The 18,578-nt window shown below is 72.9% G+C and carries 20 protein-coding genes; 12 read left to right on the top strand and 8 right to left on the bottom strand.

The annotated features are described in order from the left end of the window. Positions 1–15: 15 nt before the first annotated feature. Positions 16–225 (top strand): MbtH family protein, encoded by a 210-nt coding sequence (locus tag ACIA77_RS06510; protein ID WP_395884759.1) that lies wholly within the window; start codon positions 16–18, stop codon positions 223–225. 1 nt (position 226) lies between these two features. Here the strand turns inward: ACIA77_RS06510 and ACIA77_RS06505 are convergent, their stop codons facing one another. Then, entirely contained in the window at positions 227–1,081 is an 855-nt protein-coding gene (locus ACIA77_RS06505; RefSeq protein WP_395884758.1) for a sigma-70 family RNA polymerase sigma factor, read from the bottom strand. An 82-nt stretch (positions 1,082–1,163) separates the two neighbouring features. On the opposite strand from ACIA77_RS06505, the gene ACIA77_RS06500 reads away from it, so the two are divergent. Further along, positions 1,164–1,613 carry a carboxymuconolactone decarboxylase family protein gene (locus tag ACIA77_RS06500; protein WP_395884757.1) on the top strand — a complete coding sequence of 150 codons (450 nt, stop codon included), beginning with the start codon at positions 1,164–1,166 and terminating at the stop codon, positions 1,611–1,613. A 57-nt stretch (positions 1,614–1,670) separates the two neighbouring features. Here the strand turns inward: ACIA77_RS06500 and ACIA77_RS06495 are convergent, their stop codons facing one another. The 3 genes from ACIA77_RS06495 to ACIA77_RS06485 form a co-directional block, all read right to left on the bottom strand. After that, positions 1,671–2,747: an ABC transporter substrate-binding protein gene (locus tag ACIA77_RS06495; RefSeq protein ID WP_395884756.1), complete on the bottom strand. Its 1,077-nt coding sequence runs from the start codon at positions 2,745–2,747 to the stop codon at positions 1,671–1,673. A 93-nt stretch (positions 2,748–2,840) separates the two neighbouring features. Then, positions 2,841–4,604, bottom strand: coding sequence for an ABC transporter ATP-binding protein (locus ACIA77_RS06490; protein ID WP_395884755.1), 1,764 nt, complete (start codon positions 4,602–4,604; stop codon positions 2,841–2,843). Further along, positions 4,601–6,292, bottom strand: coding sequence for an ABC transporter ATP-binding protein (locus ACIA77_RS06485; protein WP_395884754.1), 1,692 nt, complete (start codon positions 6,290–6,292; stop codon positions 4,601–4,603). The genes ACIA77_RS06490 and ACIA77_RS06485 overlap by 4 nt, the downstream gene beginning before the upstream one ends. 98 nt (positions 6,293–6,390) lie before the next feature. On the opposite strand from ACIA77_RS06485, the gene ACIA77_RS06480 reads away from it, so the two are divergent. After that, positions 6,391–7,443, top strand: a complete 1,053-nt coding sequence (locus ACIA77_RS06480) for a FecCD family ABC transporter permease (protein WP_395884995.1) — start codon at positions 6,391–6,393, stop codon at positions 7,441–7,443. Beyond that, positions 7,440–8,480 carry a FecCD family ABC transporter permease gene (locus ACIA77_RS06475; RefSeq protein ID WP_395884753.1) on the top strand — a complete coding sequence of 347 codons (1,041 nt, stop codon included), beginning with the start codon at positions 7,440–7,442 and terminating at the stop codon, positions 8,478–8,480. The genes ACIA77_RS06480 and ACIA77_RS06475 overlap by 4 nt, the downstream gene beginning before the upstream one ends. Before the next feature lies 1 nt (position 8,481). On the opposite strand, the gene ACIA77_RS06470 is transcribed toward ACIA77_RS06475, so the two are convergent. Both ACIA77_RS06470 and ACIA77_RS06465 read right to left on the bottom strand, forming a co-directional pair. After that, positions 8,482–9,327, bottom strand: coding sequence for a hypothetical protein (locus ACIA77_RS06470; RefSeq protein ID WP_395884752.1), 846 nt, complete (start codon positions 9,325–9,327; stop codon positions 8,482–8,484). Positions 9,328–9,658: 331 nt separating this feature from the next. After that, positions 9,659–10,222: a dihydrofolate reductase family protein gene (locus ACIA77_RS06465; RefSeq protein WP_395884751.1), complete on the bottom strand. Its 564-nt coding sequence runs from the start codon at positions 10,220–10,222 to the stop codon at positions 9,659–9,661. Positions 10,223–10,532: 310 nt separating this feature from the next. Here ACIA77_RS06465 and ACIA77_RS06460 point away from each other — a divergent pair, with 310 nt between their 5' ends. Genes ACIA77_RS06460 through ACIA77_RS06435 form a run of 6 tightly spaced genes read left to right on the top strand, consistent with a single transcriptional unit; the run spans position 10,533 to position 15,186 of the window. After that, on the top strand, positions 10,533–11,243 hold the full coding sequence (locus ACIA77_RS06460) for an MBL fold metallo-hydrolase (protein ID WP_395884750.1): 711 nt from the start codon (positions 10,533–10,535) through the stop codon (positions 11,241–11,243). 45 nt (positions 11,244–11,288) lie between these two features. Further along, positions 11,289–11,456, top strand: coding sequence for a putative leader peptide (locus ACIA77_RS06455; RefSeq protein WP_395884749.1), 168 nt, complete (start codon positions 11,289–11,291; stop codon positions 11,454–11,456). A 47-nt stretch (positions 11,457–11,503) separates the two neighbouring features. Next, a complete protein-coding gene (locus ACIA77_RS06450) occupies positions 11,504–12,316 on the top strand; it encodes an ABC transporter permease (protein ID WP_395884748.1) in 813 nt (270 codons plus the stop codon). Then, positions 12,301–13,029, top strand: a complete 729-nt coding sequence (locus ACIA77_RS06445; RefSeq protein WP_395884747.1) for an ABC transporter ATP-binding protein — start codon at positions 12,301–12,303, stop codon at positions 13,027–13,029. Before ACIA77_RS06450 ends, ACIA77_RS06445 begins: the two co-directional genes overlap by 16 nt. Further along, on the top strand, positions 13,016–14,038 hold the full coding sequence (locus ACIA77_RS06440; protein ID WP_395884746.1) for an ABC transporter substrate-binding protein: 1,023 nt from the start codon (positions 13,016–13,018) through the stop codon (positions 14,036–14,038). The genes ACIA77_RS06445 and ACIA77_RS06440 overlap by 14 nt, the downstream gene beginning before the upstream one ends. Beyond that, positions 14,035–15,186: an LLM class flavin-dependent oxidoreductase gene (locus ACIA77_RS06435; protein WP_395884745.1), complete on the top strand. Its 1,152-nt coding sequence runs from the start codon at positions 14,035–14,037 to the stop codon at positions 15,184–15,186. The genes ACIA77_RS06440 and ACIA77_RS06435 overlap by 4 nt, the downstream gene beginning before the upstream one ends. Positions 15,187–15,237: 51 nt before the next feature. Here the strand turns inward: ACIA77_RS06435 and ACIA77_RS06430 are convergent, their stop codons facing one another. Then, on the bottom strand, positions 15,238–16,014 hold the full coding sequence (locus ACIA77_RS06430; protein ID WP_395884744.1) for an IclR family transcriptional regulator: 777 nt from the start codon (positions 16,012–16,014) through the stop codon (positions 15,238–15,240). Positions 16,015–16,055: 41 nt separating this feature from the next. Between ACIA77_RS06430 and ACIA77_RS06425 the strand changes: the two genes are divergently transcribed. Together ACIA77_RS06425 and dmpG are read left to right on the top strand one after the other, a co-directional pair. Continuing rightward, positions 16,056–16,958, top strand: a complete 903-nt coding sequence (locus tag ACIA77_RS06425) for an acetaldehyde dehydrogenase (acetylating) (protein WP_395884743.1) — start codon at positions 16,056–16,058, stop codon at positions 16,956–16,958. Then, positions 16,955–17,971: a 4-hydroxy-2-oxovalerate aldolase gene (gene dmpG, locus ACIA77_RS06420; protein WP_395884742.1), complete on the top strand. Its 1,017-nt coding sequence runs from the start codon at positions 16,955–16,957 to the stop codon at positions 17,969–17,971. The genes ACIA77_RS06425 and dmpG overlap by 4 nt, the downstream gene beginning before the upstream one ends. Here dmpG and ACIA77_RS06415 read toward each other — a convergent pair. After that, positions 17,965–18,561: a TetR/AcrR family transcriptional regulator gene (locus tag ACIA77_RS06415; protein WP_395884741.1), complete on the bottom strand. Its 597-nt coding sequence runs from the start codon at positions 18,559–18,561 to the stop codon at positions 17,965–17,967. The genes dmpG and ACIA77_RS06415 overlap by 7 nt on opposite strands. Positions 18,562–18,578: the final 17 nt, after the last annotated feature.

Below are 18,578 nucleotides of genomic sequence, written 5' to 3'. Positions count from 1 at the left end.
GGAAAGGAAAAAGCCATGACGAACCCGTTCGAGAACCCCGACGGCACCTACCTCGTGCTGGTCAACGACGAGGGCCAGCACAGCCTGTGGCCCGAGTTCGTGGCCGTGCCCGCGGGCTGGACCACCGCGTGCGGCCCGGACAGCCGCCAGGCGTGCCTGGACCACGTCGAGCGGAACTGGACGGACCTGCGCCCGAAGTCCCTCATCGAGGCCATGGACTCCTGACTCACGCGGGCAGGTCCAGCGCGGCGAGCCGGTCCGGATCGGTGACGACGGAGAGCTCGGTGATCCGCCCGCCCGCGACGGTGAACACCAGCACCGACAACGGTGTGCCGCCCGCGCGCCGGGCCACGATCCCGGGCCGGCCGCCGACCGTCACCAGCCGGCCGCTCGCGGCCGCCGTGGCCGCGACCTTCGCACCCGCGGCGACCTTGGTGGCGCCGAGGACGACGGCCGGCCCCTCGGGACCGTCCACCATCAGCTTCACGTCGGGGTCGAGCACGCGCAGCAGCGCCTCGAAGTCGCCGTCCCGAGCCGCGGTCAGGAAGGCCTGGACCACCTCGCTCTGAGCGGGGTGAACCGGCCGGTCGGTCGCCCGCACCTTCCGGCGCGCGCGGCTGGCGAGCATCTTCGCGGCCGCGGGCGACTTGCCCAGGATCCGGGCGATCTCCTCGAACGGCACCGCGAACAGGTCGTGCAGCACGAACGCCAGCCGCTCGTTCGGGCCCAGCGATTCGACCACCACGAGCAGCGCGAGCCCGACCGAGTCGGCGAGCGCCGCGTCCTCGTCCGGGGAGGCACCCTCTTCGGCGGCCTCGACCAGGTCTTCCGCGGTGGTCTCCGGGTGGGTTTGGCGCGCTCGCAGCACGTCGAGGCTGAGCCGGCCGACGACCGTCGTCAGCCAGCCGCCCAGGTTGCGGATCTCGGCCGGGTGTTGGCGGCAAAGCCGCAGCCAGGCTTCCTGGACGACGTCCTCGGCGTCGGCGGCCGAGCCGAGCAGCCGGTGGGCGACGGCGCGCAGCCGGTTGCGCTGCGCTTCGAACGCGGCGGCGACCGGATCCGCCGGGCGGGGCTGGGTCATGGCGTTACCTTCCTCGGAACTGCTTCGTCACGGAGATGACGGCCCCACGGGGGCACAGGTAACCGACGAAGGAGCAGGACCGATGGAACCACGCCTCAAGACCGCGGCGAATCCCGACGTCGTCTCGGCGATCCAGCTGCTGAGCAAAGCCGCGTACGCCAGCGGGGTCGACCCGCGCGTGCAGGAGCTGGTCCACCTGCGGGCCAGCCAGATCAACGGCTGCAGCCCGTGCGTGTTCTCCGGGGTCACGGCGGCGAAGAAGCGCGGCGAGACCGACGAGCGGCTGCACAACGTGGTGGCTTGGCGGGAAGCGCCGTTCTACACCGACGCGGAGCGGGCGGCGCTCGCGCTGGCCGAGGCCGCCACGCGGATCCAGGACGGCGCGCCCGGCGTGACCGACGAGATCTGGGCCGCGGCCGCGAAGCACTTCGAGGACGAGCAGCTGTCGGCGATCACCCTGAACATCGCGCTGACCAACTTCTTCAACCGCATCAACCACACGATCCGCGAACAGGCCGGCAAAACCTGGTGAACGCGGAAACACCCGGCCGGGGCCGAACCCCGGCCGGGCGTTTCGGGTGCGCCGTGATCAGGCCGCGGGCTTGACCTCCGTGGCCGGGTTGCCGTCGACGGCGGCGGTGAGCTGCGGGACGATCCGCTCGAGCGTGTAGGGCAGGCTGAGCACGCTGACGAACGACGTCGCGCTGCCGTAGGTGCTCGGGTCCTCGATGAAGACCTCGCGCTTCTGCTTGGCGACGTTCAGCCCGGAGTACAGCTTGTCCTTGGCGAGTGTCGCCTGGCCCTCCGGCAGCGAGTCGACGATCCACACGAGCGCGTCGACGTCGAGCAGGTCCGTGCGCTCCGCGCTGATGTTCGCGCCGAACTTGTCGCCGATGATCTGGTCCAGGTTGGGCGGGGTCTTGAAGCCCAGCGACGTCAGGATGCGCGTGCGCGGATCCTCGCTGCCGTAGACGAAGTAGCCCTCGTACTGCGTGGCCATCAGCGCCGTCTTGCCGGCGAACTCGGGGTGCGCCGCTTTGGCCTTGGTGAACTCATCCTCCACGCCCTGCACGAGCGCGTCGGCCTCCTTGGCCTTGCCGACCGCCTTGCCGACGGTCCTGGTCTCCTCCTGCCAGGGGATGCCGTAGTCGTTGTACTGCTTGGGTTGCGCGATCGTCGGGGCGATCTTCGACAGGGTGGCGTACTGCTCCTGCGTGAGCGCGGAGTACAGGCCGATGATCAGATCCGGCTTCAGCGCGGCGATCTTCTCGAACTGCGGACCGTCGGTGTCCTTCAGCACGGTCGGCAGCGGCGCGTTGCCGAGCTTCGGCTTCGCCCACGGCGCGATCGCGCCCGGGAAGTTGCCGAGCCAGTCGGTGGTGCCGACGGGGACGACGCCGAGCGCGAGCAGCGCGTCCTGTTCGGTCAGGCCGACGGTGACGATGCGCTGCGGGGCCTTCTCGATCGTGGTCGAGCCGTACTTGTGCTCGATGGTGACCGGGAACGCGCCCGGGTCCGTGCCGCCGGCGGCGGAGGGCGATCCCGTGCCGGACGGGGTGGCGGAGCCGCACGCCGTGAGCGCGCCGGCTAGCACGAGCGCCGAGACGAGCGCCCCGGCGATGCGGACGCGCCCGCGCACGGCGGACAGGAGGGGGTAGCGGGCCATCGTCGGTCCTTTGCGGTCGCTCGCGATTAGTCAGGTTTGCCTAACCTAAGGCCGACTGCCTGGCGGATGCAACCACGTCCGCTGCGGCGCGCCTCACTCCGGCACCCGCCGCGTGCCCGACCAGGCGGCCCACAGCGTCGCGTAGCGGCCGCCCGCGGCGACGAGTTCGTCGTGCGTGCCCGATTCCACGACAGCGCCCGCGTCGAGGACGACGATCCGGTCCGACGCCGCGGCTTGCGTGAGCCGGTGGGCCACGACGAGACCGGTCCGGCCGGCGAGAGCGGCCGCCGCGGCGGCTTCCAGCGTCTTCGCGCCCGCGCTGCCCGCCTCGGCCGTGGCTTCGTCGAGGATCGCAACGGGTGGGTCGGCCAGCACGAGCCGCACGAGCGCGAGCTGCTGCGCCTGCGTGACGGTGAGCTGGTGGCCGCCGTCGCCGACGACGGTCGCGAGCCCGTCCGGCAGGGCCTCGGCCCACTCCAGGGCACCCACGGTGGCCAGTGCCGTCTTCAGCTCGTCGTCGGTGGCTTCGGGCTGCGCGAGCCGCAGGTCGTCGGCCAGGGTGCCGCTGAACACGTGCACCTCCTGGCTGATGAGCGCGACCGTGCGCCGCGTCGCGGCGGGGCCGAGCTCGTCGAGCGGTACGCCCCCGAGCGACACCGAACCGGAGCCGGGGCGGTGGATGCCCGCGATGAGCTTCGCCAGCGTCGTCTTGCCCGCACCGCTCGCACCCACGAGCGCGACGCGCTCACCCGGCGCCAGATCGAGGTCGACCTCGCGCAGCACCGGGTGACCGTCCACATAGGAGTGCCCGACCGCGCCGGCTTTCACCGACGCGTCCACCGGCCGGGCCGGCCGCTGCGGCTCGAGCGGGGCCGGCAGATCGGCGACCCCGATCAGGCGCGCGAGGCTCGCCGTGGCCGCTTGCGCGTCGTCGACCAGCGCGAGCGCGGTGTTGATCGGGCCGAACAGGCTGTGGAAGTACAGCGCCGCCGCGGTGGCGACGCCGACCGTGGCGAGGTTCGCGCCCACGAGCAGGTAGCCGGCCGCGAGCACGGCCGACAGGCCCACGAACTCGGCGAGGTTGAGCCGGCCGAAGAACCGCGTGACGAGCCGGATCCCGCGCAGCGCCAGCTCGACCGCGCCGTCGGAGCGCTGCCGCACGCGCTCCACGTGTTCGTCCGCGAGCCGGAACGCGCGCACGGTCTTGGCGCCGCCGATGGTGTCGAGCAGTTGCTGTTGCTGGGCCCCGACGGCGGCGCGCTGCGCGGCGTAGAGCGGCTTCGCCTGCCGCACGTACCACCGCACGGTGTGCAGCTGGATCGGCACGGCGAGCAGGGCCGCGACGAGGAACCGCCAGTCGAGCACGGCCATGGCCACGAGGGTCAGCACGATCGTGAGCACCGAGCGGCCGAGCTCCGGCAAGGCCTCGCGCACGGCTTCCGCGACCACGGACACGTCGTTGGTCACGCGCGTGGTGAGATCGCCGGACCCGGCCTTTTCGACCTGCTCCAGCGGCAGGCCCAGCGCGCGGTCCACGAACCGCTCGCGAAGGTCGGCCAGCATGGTCTCGCCGAGGCGCGCGAGCATCGACACGCCGATGGCCGTCGCGATGGCCGAGGCGATCGCGACGAGCACGAGCTCGACCACCGGCGTGACGAGTTCCGTCCCGGGCCGGTGATCGGCGACGAGGTCGACGACGCGGCCCAGCAGGGGAGCGGTGAGCAGGCTGATCGCCGTCGCGCCGACGATGAACGCGAACGAGCCCGCCGCGCGGCCCTTCGAGCGGCGGATCAGCTCGCCCAGCACGGCGCGGATGCGGTGCCCGTCCGCGGTCGGGAGCAGTTCGCGGGCGCTCACGAGAGCACCGCCGCGCGGTAGTCGGCGCGGTCGCGGACCAGACCGGCGTGCTCGCCCTCGGCGACCACGCGCCCGTCGCCGAGCAGCACCACGCGGTCGGTCGCGGCGAGCAGGGCCGGGCTCGTCGTGACGACGATCGTCGTGCGCCCGCGGCGCAGCCGCGCGATGCCGTCGGCAATGCGGGCTTCGGTGACCGTGTCGACGGCCGTGGTCGGGTCGTGCAGCACCAGCACCGGAGTGTCCGCGGCGAGCGCGCGGGCCAGCGCGACGCGTTGGCGCTGCCCGCCGGACAACGACCGCCCGCGTTCGGTCACGGCCGTCGCCGCGCCCGCCGGCAGCGTGCTCGCCACCTCGTCGGCGGCCGCGGCCGCCAGCACCCCGGCCGGCACCGCCGGTGCACCCGCTCGCACGTTCTCCTCCAGCGTTCCCTCGAACAGATCGGCGTCGTGGGCGGCCACGAGCACCACCTCGCGGACCCGCTCCGGATCCACAGTGGACAGATCGACGGCGTCGACCCGCACGGTGCCCGCCGCCGGGTCGGTGAAGCGGCCGAAGCAGTCGAGCAGGTCGGTCGCGGTGGCCGGGTCCGCGGTCACCACACCCAGCAGCTGCCCGGCGGGCACGGCCAGGTCGAGCTCACGCAGTTTTCCTTGGCTGACCGAGGAAAACTCGATCCGGCCCGTCGCCGGGGCCGGCAGCGCCGCGCCGCCCTCGGGGACGGCGAGCGGGGCGTTGAGCACGTCGGCCACCCGGCCCGCCGACGCGCGGCCCTGCGCGAACTGGCCGTTGACCCACGCGAAGATCGAGAACGGCGTCTGCAGGAACTGCGCCAGCCCGACGGCCGCGACGAGATCCCCGACGCTGATGTCGCCGTTCGCCGCCAGGTTCCCGCCGACCAGCGCGACGACGGCGATGAAGATGCCGGTCAGCGCGAGCAGCGCGCCGTTGTGCCACGCCTGCGCCCGGGCCGCCCGCACGGTTGCCGCGAGCGAATCGCGGCTCGTGCGCCGGTAGCGGTTGACGGCCGCGGGTTCGGCGCCGATGCCCTTCAGCACGCGCAACCCCGCGACGAGGTCGGCCGCGACGCCCGACGCGTGCGCCGCGCGTTCCTGCTCCACCTCGCTGCGCTTCTCCAGCGGTTTGCCGATGAGGTGCGCGAGCAACAGCAGTGGCGGCGTGCCCAGCAGCACGAGCAGCCCGAGCGGCACCGACATCCGCAACAGTGCGATCGCGCTCACCACGAGCCCGGCGAGCGCGGAGAACCCGAACGGCAGCACCGCGTCGACCATGCCGACGCGGCGGGCGTCGGAGGTGCCGATGCTGGCCAGCTCACCCGCGAGCGCGCCGGTTTCGGTGCCGCCGCGCGAGTGCAGCACGCGCCGCGAGATCGCCAGCCGGAGGTCGTGAGCGGCGCGTTCGGACGCGCGTTCCGCGGCCCGGGCGCCGAAGCGGTAGCTGTAAGACAGCACGAGGAACACCAGCGCCAGCACGCCGAGCCACTCGAGGAGGGTGAGGACCGAGCTGTCGGCCACGGCGTGGTCGATGACCACACCGATCACCACCGGCACCAGGGCTTCCCCGCCTTGGTGCGCGGCCGCGAGGATCGAGGCCACCGTCACCGGCCCCCGCTGTCCGGCGATCGCGCGCCGCAGCACGTCCCGCCCGGTCGTCGCTGCAGCCGTCGTCACCGGCGCCCTCCCTTTCGTCCCGCCTGCACCACGCTCGGATAGGTAAGGCTAGTCTAAGTAGCGCCCGTGAAGCAGTGCCCGGTCCCCAGGAGGTGTCGGTGGTCGTCGGCGTCAGCCCACCCGTTCCCGCGGGTCCGCCCGCGCACCGGGGCCGGGCCCGCACCCTGCGCGGCGGCGGGCTCCTGTGCGCCGTCGCGCTGCTGGTGCTGATCTCGCTCGTGAGCCTCTGGGTGGGTTCGAAGAGCATCCCGTTCGGCTCGACCTGGTCGGTGCTCTGGCACAACGACGGCAGCGCCGACGCGGTCATCATCCACGACCAGCGCCTCCCGCGGACCGTGCTCGGCGCCCTCGTCGGCGCCGCCCTCGGCCTCGCCGGCGCGGTGATGCAGGCGCTCACGCGCAACCCGCTGGCCGACCCGGGCCTGCTCGGCGTGAACAACGGCGCGGCCGCCGCGGTGGTCTCGGCCATCGCGTTCACGGGGGTCACCACCGTGCTGGGCTACGTGTGGTTCGCGTTCCTCGGCGCCGCCGTCGCGTCGGTGGTGGTGTACCTGCTGGGCACGGCGGGCCGCGGCGGCGCGACGCCCGACCGCCTCGTGATGTCGGGCGCGGCGCTCACCGCGGTGCTCCAGGCCTACATCGGCGCGATCCTGCTGATCGACCCCGACACGTTCAACCAGTTCCGGTTCTGGAACGTCGGCTCGCTCAGCGGCCGGCGCGCGGACGTGCTGGTGCAGGTGTCGCCGTTCATCGCCGTCGGGATCGTCCTGGCGCTGCTGCTCGCGCGCCCGCTCAACGTGCTCGCGCTGGGGGAGCAGACGGGCAAGGCGCTCGGCGCGCACATCGGGCGCACGCGGGTGCTCGGCGCGATCGCGATCACGCTGCTGTGCGGCGCGTCGACCGCGGCGATCGGGCCGATCGCGTTCATCGGGCTCGCGGTGCCCCAGGCCGTGCGGATCCTCGTGGGTCCGGACCAGCGGTGGGTGCTGCCGTATTCGATGATCCTCTCGCCGGTGCTGCTGATCGCGTCGGACGTGCTCGGGCGCATCCTGAACCCGCCCGAGGAACTGCAGGTGGGCATCGTGACCGCGTTCCTCGGCGCGCCGGTCTTCATCGCGCTGTGCCGGCGCCGGAAGCTGGCGCGCCTGTGACGGCCATCGAGGAACGGCCGGTCCGCGTCCGGCGGGTTTCGCTGCGCGTGGCCCCGCGCGCGCTCGTGGTGGGGATCGCGCTGTTCGTGGTGCTGCTCGTGCTCAGCGCGGTGAGCATGACGACGGGCGACTACCCGCTTTCGGTGCTCGACGTCGTCAAGACGCTCTTCGGCTTCGGCGACGCGGGCACGGAGTTCATCGTGACCACGCTGCGGCTGCCGCGGCTGCTGCTCGCGATCCTGGTCGGCGCGTCGCTGGCGGTGAGCGGTGGCGTGCTGCAGAGCCTGTCCGGCAATCCGCTGGGCAGCCCGGACGTCATCGGCTTCACCGAGGGCTCGGCCACCGGCGCGCTGCTGGTGATCGTGCTGGCGCACGGCGGCTCCGGTTCGGTCGCGCTCGGCGCGCTCGCCGGCGGGGTGCTCACGGCGCTCGCGGTGGGGTTGCTCGCGTTCCGGCGCGGTGTGCAGGGCTTCCGGATGATCCTCGTGGGCATCGGCGTGGCCGCGATGCTGACCGCCGCCAACTCGTACCTGATCACGCGGGCGTCGATCCAGGACGCGTACTCCGCGCAGGCGTGGCTCGTCGGCGGGCTCAACGGCCGGGGCTGGGACGAGATCTGGCCCCTCGCGATCGCCGTGGTGATCCTGCTGCCGCCGGCCTTCGGCTTCGGCCGCCGACTCGCACTGCTGGAGATGGGTGACGACGCGGCGAAGGGGCTGGGCGTGCCGGTCGAACGCAGCCGCGGCGTGCTGCTCGCGGTGGCCGTGACGCTGTGCGCGATCGCGACGGCCGCGGCGGGACCCATCGCGTTCGTCGCGCTCGCCGCGCCGCAGCTGGCGAAACGGCTGGCGCGTTCGGCGAAACCGGCACTGGTGTCCTCGGCGCTGATGGGTGCGCTGCTGCTCGTGGCGAGCGACCTCGTGACGCGGCTGGTGTTCGGCGAGGAGGGGCTGCCCGTCGGCATCGCGACCGGCGCCATCGGCGGGCTCTACCTGATGTGGCTGCTCACCAACCAGTGGCGGCGCAACCGGGGCTGAGTCAGCGCGCGGCGGGCTGCTCGATCGGCGTCGGCTCGCCGAAGCGGGCCAGCGCGAGCGCGGCGGTCACCGCGAGCACGAAGCCGGCGACCGCCACGGCGGCGAACCCGGGCCGCGTGCTGTCGCCGAGCAGCGCGATGCCGACGAGCGAGGGCAGCACGGTTTCGCCGAGCACCATCATCGCCGTCGACGTCGTGACGCTGCCGCGCTGCAACGCCGTGGCGAAGAACAACATCGCCATGCCACCGGAGACGGCGACGAGGTAGAGCGCCGGGTCGGTGAGCAGGTCGAGCGGTGCGAAGCTCGGGATGATCCGCCCCGCCACGGCGACGAGCCCGAAGCTCAGGCCCGCGATCAGGCCCAGCGCCGGCGTGCGCACGCGACGGCCCGCTTTGCCCGCCGCGATCCCGGCCAGCCCCAGCACCACGACGGCTCCCGCGAGCGCGAGCCGGAAACCCAGCCCGACCGGGTCCGAACCCTCGCTCTGCGCCGACGCCCCGAGCAACCCGAGCCCGGCGCACACCACGGCCACCGCCGCCCACTCGCGCGGGCCGAGCCGCACCCCGAGCACCCGCACCGCCACGGCCGTGACCGCCAGGCTCGCGGCCTGCGTCGCCTGCACCACGAACAACGGGAGCACGTGCAGGGCAGCGAGCTGCGCGACGAAGCCGAGGACGTCCAGGCCCAGGCCCACCACGTACTTCCACTGGCGCAGCACGCGCAGCAGCAGGCGCGGGTCGACTCCGGCGCCCGCGTCGGGCGCCGCCTTCGCCGCGACGGCCTGCAGCACCGAAGCGATGCCGTACGCCACGGCCGACAGCAGCGCACACAGGAGTCCCCACACCATGACGTCACCCTATTCCGGGCTTGACGGGCCACGCTCCGTGCCGTGTCGAACACTTGCTCGAAGGCCGAGCGCTCGGGTGCGTCAACCTGTGTTGTGGGGTCCGATGTCGACCGGTCACGAAGGGTGTCCGGGGCTGATCTGGCAGAAGGGCTCGGAGTACACGGTGGCCGCGGCAGGCGCCCCAGCTGGGAGAGCCGGTAGCCACCCAGTCCGGTCGTCCGTGAGTTGGATCCCTTACATACACGGCCGGTGATCCGGACGGATCGCCTCGGAACACAGCGCCACGAGATCCTTGGGCGGCCCGAAGCCCGGCCGACCCGAGGTTGGGTACTCAGCGCCTGGTCTCGTACCTGGTCAGGACCACGCCGTCGGGAAACGTCCGGGTTTCCACCAGGGTCAGGTTCACCCAGGTGTCCAGGGCCGTGAAGAACGGCGTGCCGCCGCCCACCAAGACCGGTGCGGTGACCAGCACGTACTCGTCGATCAGCCCGGCCCGCATCGCCGCTGCGGCGAGTGTGGCGCCGCCGATGTCCATGGGGCCGCCGTCCTCGGCCTTGAGCCGGGTGATCTCGGTGACCGCGTCGCCGGTGACCAGGCGGGTGTTCCAGTCGACCGTGCTGATCGTGGAGGAGAACACCACCTTCGGCATGTCCCGCCAGCGGCGGGCGTACTCGATCTCCGCCGGTGTGGCGCCGGGCTGCTGGTCGGCGGTCGGCCAGTGGGAACTCATCGTCTCCCACAGTTTGCGCCCGTACAGCGCCAGGCCCGTCGCCCCCACCCGGTCGGACCACCACTGGAACAGCTCGTCGCTCGGCACGCTCCAGCCGAGGTCGTCGCCGGGTGCGGTGATATAGCCGTCCAGGCTCAGGTTCATCCCAAAGGTCAGTTTCCGCATGGCGTCAGCCTTCCGTGAGTCGGTACTCGGCGTACAGACCAGCACGGCACGGAAAAATCATCGGTCAGGCCACACCGGGTGCTGGTTCACCACTACGCCAAGCTGATGCTGCGTACGGAACGGAACCGCACACGTACCGGTGGGGACGACGCGAGCCCACGGCTGTAACCTGCGCTGCTGCCGATACCCCATACGGTGAAATTCTCGCCAGCCGGAGGCTGACCGTCCGGACGCGGTCCTCCTCGACACCCTGCGCGAACTCGCCGACGGCGAAGTGGGGGAGTGAGCGGCGGGTCGCTACGCTGCCCGCATGGCAGACCAGCTGTACTTCCGCCAACTGCTCGCCGGCCGGGACTTCGCGGTCGGGGATCCGGTCGCGACGCAGATGGTCAACTTCGCCTACCTCATCGGTGACCGCGAGTCGGGTGAAGCGGTGGTGGTCGATCCGGCCTACGCGGTGCGGGATCTGCTCGACGTGCTCGCCGGAGACGGCATGCGGCTCACGGGTGTGCTCGCGACGCACCACCACCCCGACCACGTCGGCGGCGAGATGATGGGCTTCTCGCTCGCGGGGATCGCCGACCTGCTCGCGCTCGAGCAGGTGCCGATCCACGTCAACACCGAAGAAACGGAATGGGTCCGCCGCGTCACGGGCGTCTCGGCGACCGACCTGCGCGCCCACGACCACGACGACGTGGTCAGCGTCGGCGCGATCGACATCCGCCTGCTGCACACGCCCGGCCACACGCCGGGCAGCCAGTGCTTCCTCGTCGGCGACCGGCTGGTCTCGGGCGACACGCTCTTCCTGGAGGGGTGCGGGCGCACCGACTTCCCCGGCGGCGACTCCGACGCGATCTACCGCAGCCTGCAATGGCTCGCGACCCTGCCCGGTGACCCCGTCGTCTACCCGGGTCACCAGTACTCGGCCGAACCGTCGGCCGCGCTGTCGCACGTGAAGGACACCAACTTCGTGTTCCGGCCCCGCTCGCTCGACGAGTGGCAGCGGATGTTCGGGGCCTGACGCGTCCCACTCCTCGGGTGTTCCCGGCGTTTTCGCCGTGCTGCGGTGGCACAAGCGCGCCGCCGGTTTCAGTGCGTGAGAGGCGGCGCGGGGCTCGTTGACGCCGCCGCCCAGTGCCGTGAAGCTCGGGGGGTGAACCTCGGCGCGCTGCTCGTGAGCCGCCTGCACGTCGACCTCCGGCGGCAGGCGAGCGCGGTCTGCCGCGCGCGCTGAGCGGTTCCCCTTCCCCCGCACCGAAAACCCGTACCCGGGAGAAATCCGTGTCGATTTCCACCACGGGTGTGCTGACGCGCGCCCGGACCGCGGCTCGACCGCGACCGAACCGGCGGCGGCCGTCGCTGCGCCGCTGGATCAGCCCGGTCGTGCTCGTGGCCGCCTGGCAGCTCGCGAGCGCCACCGCCGTGCTGCCACCCGAGAAGCTCAGTTCACCGTGGACGGTCCTGACCAGCGCGGCCGACCTCGTGCGCACCGGCGAACTCGGCGACGCGTTCGTCGTCTCGCTCGGCCGGGTGGGCGCCGGGTTCGCGTTCGGCACGCTCGCCGGCCTGCTGCTCGGCGTGCTCGCGGGGCTCTCGCGCTGGGGTGAGGCCCTGGTCGACCCGCCGGTGCAGATGCTGCGGACGCTGCCGTTCCTCGGCCTCATCCCGTTGTTCATCCTGTGGTTCGGGATCGGCGAGGAGACGAAGATCGTGCTCGTGGCCCTCGGGGTCGCGTTCCCGCTCTACCTCAACGTCCACTCGGGAATCCGCACCGCCGACGCGCGCCTCGTGGAAGCCGCGCGGGCGCTCGGGTTCACCCGAGGCGAACGGCTCTGGCACGTGATCCTGCCCGGCGCCGTGCCGCAGACCCTGGTCGGGCTGCGCCAGTCGCTCGGCCTCGCGTGGCTCGCGCTGATCGTCGGCGAAACCGTGAACGCCGACGCCGGGCTCGGCTACCTCATCACCAACGCGCGCGAGTTCCTGCGCACCGACGTCGTGGTCGTGGGCCTGGTCGTCTACGCGATCCTCGGCCTCGTCACCGACGCCCTCGTGCGCCTGCTGGAACGGAGGGCGCTGCGATGGCTGGCCCGGTGACCCCCGTGGTTTCGGTGCGCGGCCTGACCAAGCGCTTCGGCGAGCGCACCGTCCTCGACGGACTCGAGCTGGAGATCGGCCGGGGCGAGTTCGTCGCGCTGCTGGGCCGGAGCGGGTCCGGCAAGTCGACGCTGCTGCGCGTGCTCGCGGGGCTGGACCACGACATCGCGGGCACCGCGGACGTCGAGGGCACGGTGTCGGTCGCGTTCCAGCAGCCGCGGCTGCTGCCGTGGCGCAAGGTCTGGCGCAACGTCGTCCTCGGCCTGCGCCGCGACGGCGCCAACCGCTCGCGCGACCGCCGCGTCGCCGAACAGGCGCTGGACGAGGTGCGGCTCACCGGGCACGAGGACGACTGGCCGCTGACCCTGTCCGGCGGTGAGGCGCAACGGGTTTCCCTCGCGCGGGCCCTCGTGCGCGAGCCGGACCTGCTGCTGCTCGACGAGCCGTTCGGGGCGCTCGACGCGCTCACCCGCCTCGCGATGCACCGGCTCGTGGAACGCCTGTGGCGCAGCCACGAACCCGCTGTGCTGCTCGTGACCCACGACGTCGACGAGGCGCTGCTGCTCGCCGACCGCGTCCTGGTCCTCGACGAGGGCCGCATCGTCTCCGAGCACGTTCTCGGCCACCCGCGGCCGCGGACGGCCACCGACCACGCCGGCGTGCGCTCGCGCGTCCTGGCCGACCTGGGAGTGACCGAAGGTGCACCTGCGTGATCTGGCCGCCGCGCTGGCCGCGGCTCTTGTCCTCGGCGGGCTGGCCGCCTGCTCTTCGTCCGGTGCCGCAGCGGGGCCGGCGGCCGTGCCCGCGCCCGTGTCGCCCGCGGACCTGGCGAAGGTGACGTTGCGGGTCGGCGACCAGAAGGGCGGCGTGAAGTCGCTGCTCACGGCCGCGAACCTGCTGGCCGATGTGCCCTACCGGATCGAGTGGTCGACGTTCACCTCCGGCCCGCCGCTGCTGGAGGCGGCGTCGGCCGGTGCGATCGACGTCGGCCGCGTCGGCAACACGCCGCCGATCTTCGCGGCCGCGGCCGGAGCGAAGATCTCCGTGGTCAGCGTGGCGCGCAGCAACGTGGAGCGCGAGGCGATCCTGGTCCCGCCGGATTCGCCGCTGCCGGACGTGCAGGCGTTGCGGGGCAAGACGATCGCGGTGGCGAAGGGCAGCTCGGCGCACGGTCAGCTGCTCAACACCCTGAAGCGCGCGGGAATGTCCACAAAGGACGTCAAGTTGTCGTTCCTGCAGCCCTCGGAGGCCTACGCGGCGTTCACGCAGCACGAGGTGGACGCGTGGGCGATCTGGGACCCCTACACCGCGCAGGCGCAGCTCGACGCGCACGCCCGCGTGCTGTCCGACGGGCGCGGCAGCTCCAACGGGCTCGCGTTCGAGACCGCGAGCACCGCGGCGCTGGCCGACCCGGGCCGCAACAGCGCGATCCGGGACTTCGTGAAGCGCGTGGTGAAGGCCCAGGTGTGGGCCGACACGCACCGCGACGCGTGGGCGAAGGCGTGGGCCGCCGAAACCGGGCTGGAACCCGCGGTCGCCCAGAAGGCCGTGGCCGCGGGGCGCGACGTGCCGATTCCCCTGGACGACTCGGTCATCGCGTCGGAGCAGCAGCTGGCCGACGCGTTCACCGAAGACGGCACCCTGCCCGGGAAGGTCGACTTCGCGGCGTTCGCCGACCGCCGCTACGGACCCGACGTCGAAGCAGCGAGGAGCAGCCGATGAGCGTGACCCTGCACTGGTTCCTGCCCACCAGCGGCGATGGCCGCACGATGGTGGAACGGTTCCACGCCAACAAATCCCTGGGCCGCGCGGCGCAGCGGCCCGCGGACGTCGACTACCTCGCCCAGGTCGCGCGGGCGGCCGAGCAGCTCGGGTACGAAGGCGTGCTGACGCCCACGGGCACGTGGTGCGAGGACGCGTGGCTCACCACCGCCGCGCTCATCCGCGAGACGCGCCGGCTGAAGTTCCTCGTGGCGTTCCGGCCGGGAGTCATCTCACCGACGCTGGCGGCACAGATGGCCGGCACGTTCCAGCGGCTGTCGGCCGGGCGGGTGCTGCTCAACATCGTGACCGGCGGCGACGCGGTCGAACAGCGCCGCTTCGGCGACTGGCACGACCACGACGCCCGCTACGCCCGCACCGACGAGTTCCTCACCATCGTCCGGGGCGTGTGGTCGGGCCGGCCGTTCGACTTCGCGGGCGAGCACCTGTCGGTCGAGGGCGCGACCACCCTGGCCGCCCCGGACCCCGTGCCGCGGGTGTACTTCGGCGGCTCGTCCCCGGCCGCGCTGCCGGTCGCCGCGCGCCACGCCGACGTGTACCTGACGTGGGGTGAACCGCCGGCGCAGGTCGCGGAGAAGATCTCGAAGGTGCGCGCACTGGCGGCCGGGCGGGACGTGCGCTTCGGCGTCCGCCTGCACACCATCGCCCGCGACACGTCGGCCGCCGCGTGGGCCGAGGCGCAACGCCTGCTCGACGCCCTGGACCCCACGCAGGTCGCGCGGGCGCAAGCTCAGCTCGCCGCCAGCGAATCCGAGGGCCAGCGCCGCATGGTCGCCCTCCACGGCGGCCGCCTCGCCGCGGGCGCCCGCGCCCTCGAGATCCACCCCCACCTGTGGTCCGGCATCGGCCTCGTGCGCGGCGGCGCCGGCACGGCGCTGGTCGGGAGCCACGCGGAGATCGCGGACCTGATCGAGGAGTACCACGCGGCGGGGATTTCGGAGTTCGTGCTGTCCGGGTACCCGCACCTGGAGGAGGCGTACTGGTTCGCCGAGGGGGTCCGGCCGGAGCTGGCCCGGCGCGGCCTGCTGGCGGGCTCCCCGGCCGAAGCGGACCTGGCGGAGGAGTTCGACGCGGCGTTGTCACTGTGACCGGAAGCGGGCGCCGCTTCGCCGGACGGCGCCCGCTTCCCGTGCGGCGACTCAGGTTTCGGCGCACAACCGCGACAACGCCAGCGCGACCGTCCGCACCGCCGGTGCCACCCGTTCCGTCCGCATCCGCGTGGCCCAGCCCGTGGCGGAGATGGCGGCCACCGCGGCGCCCGAGGCGTCCAGCAGGGGGCTCGCGGCGCAGACCACGCCGACGCCGGACTCCTCGCGTTCGAAGGACACGCCCTCGGCGCGCACCCGGGCGAGCTGGCGGCGCAGCAGGCCCGGCGCGGTGATCGTGCGCGGGCTCAGCCGGGGGAGACCCGCGGCGATCACCTGTGCCACCAACGGTTCCGCGGAGAACGCGAGGATCGCCTTCCCCACGCCGGTCGCGTGGGCGGGGAAGCGACCCCCGATGCGGGACGGCACGTCGGGCGCGTCCGGCCCGCGCAGGACGTCCAGGTAGACGACCTCGGTGCCTTCCAGGACGGCGAGGTGCACCGTGTTGCGGGTGGCCTCGCGCAGGTCGGCCAGCGACGGGCGCGCGGCTTCGACCAGGCCGCGGCGGCGGACGGCGAGCTGGCCGATTTCGAACAGCCGCAACCCGAGGCGCAGGGCGGTGCCGTCGGGTTCGAGGAGCCCGGCGGCGCAGAGGTGGCGGGTGAGGCGGTGCACCGTGGTCTTGGCCAGGCCGGTGCGCCGGGCGAGCTCGGACACGCCGACGGTGTCGTCACCCGGGCGGAAGGCGCCCAGGATCGCCGCGACGCGGGCGGTGACGAGCCCGTCGGCGCCGTCGATGCCGTCGGTACCGTTCCGGCCAGTGGTACGCACGAGTTGAGTGTGCACCCTCGCGGCGAGGACCGTCGGGCGGCATGGCGCAAGGCAAGGTGACGGCCGCGATCGTCGGCCCCGGGAACATCGGCACGGATCTGCTCGCGAAGCTGCGGCGCAGCGACACCCTGGAAGTGCGGTACGTGGTCGGCGTCGACCCGGCGTCCGACGGGCTCGCCCGGGCGGAGAAGCTCGGCCTGGAGACGTCCGCGGGCGGCGTCGACTGGCTGCTCGCCCGCGCGGAGCTGCCGCAGATCGTCTTCGAAGCCACGTCGGCGAAAGCGCACCGCGCGAACGCGCCGCGCTACGCCGCGGCGGGCATCCGCGCGATCGACCTGACCCCGGCCGCCGTCGGCCCGTTCACGTGCCCCGCGGTGACGCCGCCCGAGCGGCTCGACGTGCCCGATCTCAACCTGATCACCTGCGGCGGCCAGGCGACGATCCCGATCGTGCACGCCGTCTCACGCGTGACACCCGTGCCCTACGCGGAGATCGTCGCGTCCGTCTCGTCGCGCTCGGCCGGGCCCGGCACGCGCGCCAACATCGATGAGTTCACCGAAACCACCGCGCGCGGTCTCGAGGAGGTCGGCGGCGCGGCGAAGGGCAAGGCGATCATCATCATCAACCCGATGGATCCGCCGATGATCATGCGCGACACCGTGTTCTGCGCAGTCGACCCGGACGCCGACTTCGCCGCGATCACCGGCTCGATCCACCGCATGGTCGAGGAGGTCCGCCGCTACGTACCGGGGTACACGCTCAAAGCCGATCCGCAGTTCGACCCGCCACGACCCGAGTGGAACGGCGTCGCGCGCGTCGGGGTGTTCCTGGAAGTCGCGGGCAACGGCGACTACCTGCCCACCTACGCGGGCAACCTCGACATCATGACCGCCGCCGCGGCGCGCGTCGGCGACCTGCTCGCGGCGGAACTGGTGGCGGCATGACCGCGCCCGTCCGGCTCGTCGACACGACCCTGCGCGACGGCAGCCACGCCATGGCCCACCGCTTCACCGAACAGCAGGTCCGCGACACCGTGCGCGCCCTCGACACCGCGGGCGTCTCGCTCATCGAGGTGACCCACGGCGACGGCCTCGGTGGCTCGACGTTCACCTACGGCTTCTCGGCCGTCGACGAACGCAAGCTGATCGCGGCCGCCGTCGACGAGGCGAAGCGGGCGAAGATCGCCGTGCTCCTGTTGCCCGGCCTCGGCACGGTGACGGACCTGCGGGCCGCGGCCGGCCTCGGCGCCGGCGCTGTCCGCGTCGCCACGCACTGCACCGAGGCCGACGTCTCGATCCAGCACTTCGGCGCCGCGCGCGACCTCGGCCTCGAAACGGTCGGCTTCCTGATGCTGGCCCACCTGTCGGCGCCCGAAGACCTCGCGAAGCAGGCGCGGATCATGGCCGACGCCGGCTGCCAGTGCGTGTACGTCGTGGACTCCGCGGGCGCGCTCATCCTCGAAGAGGCGGCGGACCGCGTCGCCGCGCTGGTGGCGGAGCTGGGCGACGACGCGCAGGTCGGTTACCACGGCCACCAGAACCTCAGCTTCGGCGTCGCCAATTCCGTGCTCGCCCACCGCGCGGGCGCCCGCCAGATCGACGGCTCGCTCACGGCGCTGGGCGCGGGTGCCGGCAACTCACCCACCGAGGTGCTCGCCGCGACCTTCGAACGGCTGGGTGTGCCGACCGGGGTGGACAAGGACCTGCTCATGGACGCGGCCGAGAACGTCGTGAAGAAGTACCTCACGCGCCTGCCGGTGATGGACCGCTCCTCGATCGTGCAAGGTTTCGCCGGGGTGTACTCGAGCTTCCTGCTGCACGCCGAGCGCGCCGCGGAACGCTACGGCGTACCGGCCCACGACATCCTCTACCGCGTCGGCGCCGAGCGGTACGTCGGCGGCCAGGAGGACATGATCATCGACATCGCCTTGCGGCTGCAGGAGGAAACGGCTCAGTGAGCGAAAGCGTCGGCGCCGAGCACCAGGCGGACGCAGTGCGCCACGAGCCGCTCGCGGCTCACGCGCAGCGTCCCGTCGAGGTAGGCGATGAACACGTTGCTCAGCGCGCCGACGAGCCCGATCGCGACCAGCTGCCGGTCGGTCTCGTCGCCGTGCGAGAGCTGCTCGCCCACGAGCGCGGCGAACGCCGGCAGCAGGTGCCGGCCGCGCCGGGTCAGCGCGGGGTCGGTGAGCGGGGCCAGCAGCAGCACGCGGCCCTGGCGCGGGTCGTCGACCATCAGCGCCACGAACGCCCGAACGGCGCGTTCGGCGCGCCGGCGCGGGTCCGGCGCGTCGCGGATCGCGTCGACCAAGGCTTGCCGCGCCCGTTCGCCGACGTGCTCGTAGACGGCGGCGACGAGCTCTTCCCGGTCGCTGAAGCTCTCGTAGAAGTACCGCTCGGTCAGGTGCGCGTGCCGGCACACGGCGCGCACGCTCACCGCCGCGGTGCCCTCGGTGCCGAGCAGGTCGAGCCCGGCGGCGACCAGCTGGTCCCGCCGCGCCGCCTTGCGATCGTCCAGCGTCGTGCCCGCCCACGTGCGGCCCGGCATATCCACTCCCGTAGTTG

The sequence above is a fragment of the Amycolatopsis sp. NPDC051903 genome (assembly GCF_044452505.1).
Lineage (GTDB): Bacteria > Actinomycetota > Actinomycetes > Mycobacteriales > Pseudonocardiaceae > Amycolatopsis.
The sequence above is the reverse complement of the archived record's forward strand: the minus strand, read 5'-3'. Positions and strand labels throughout refer to the sequence as shown.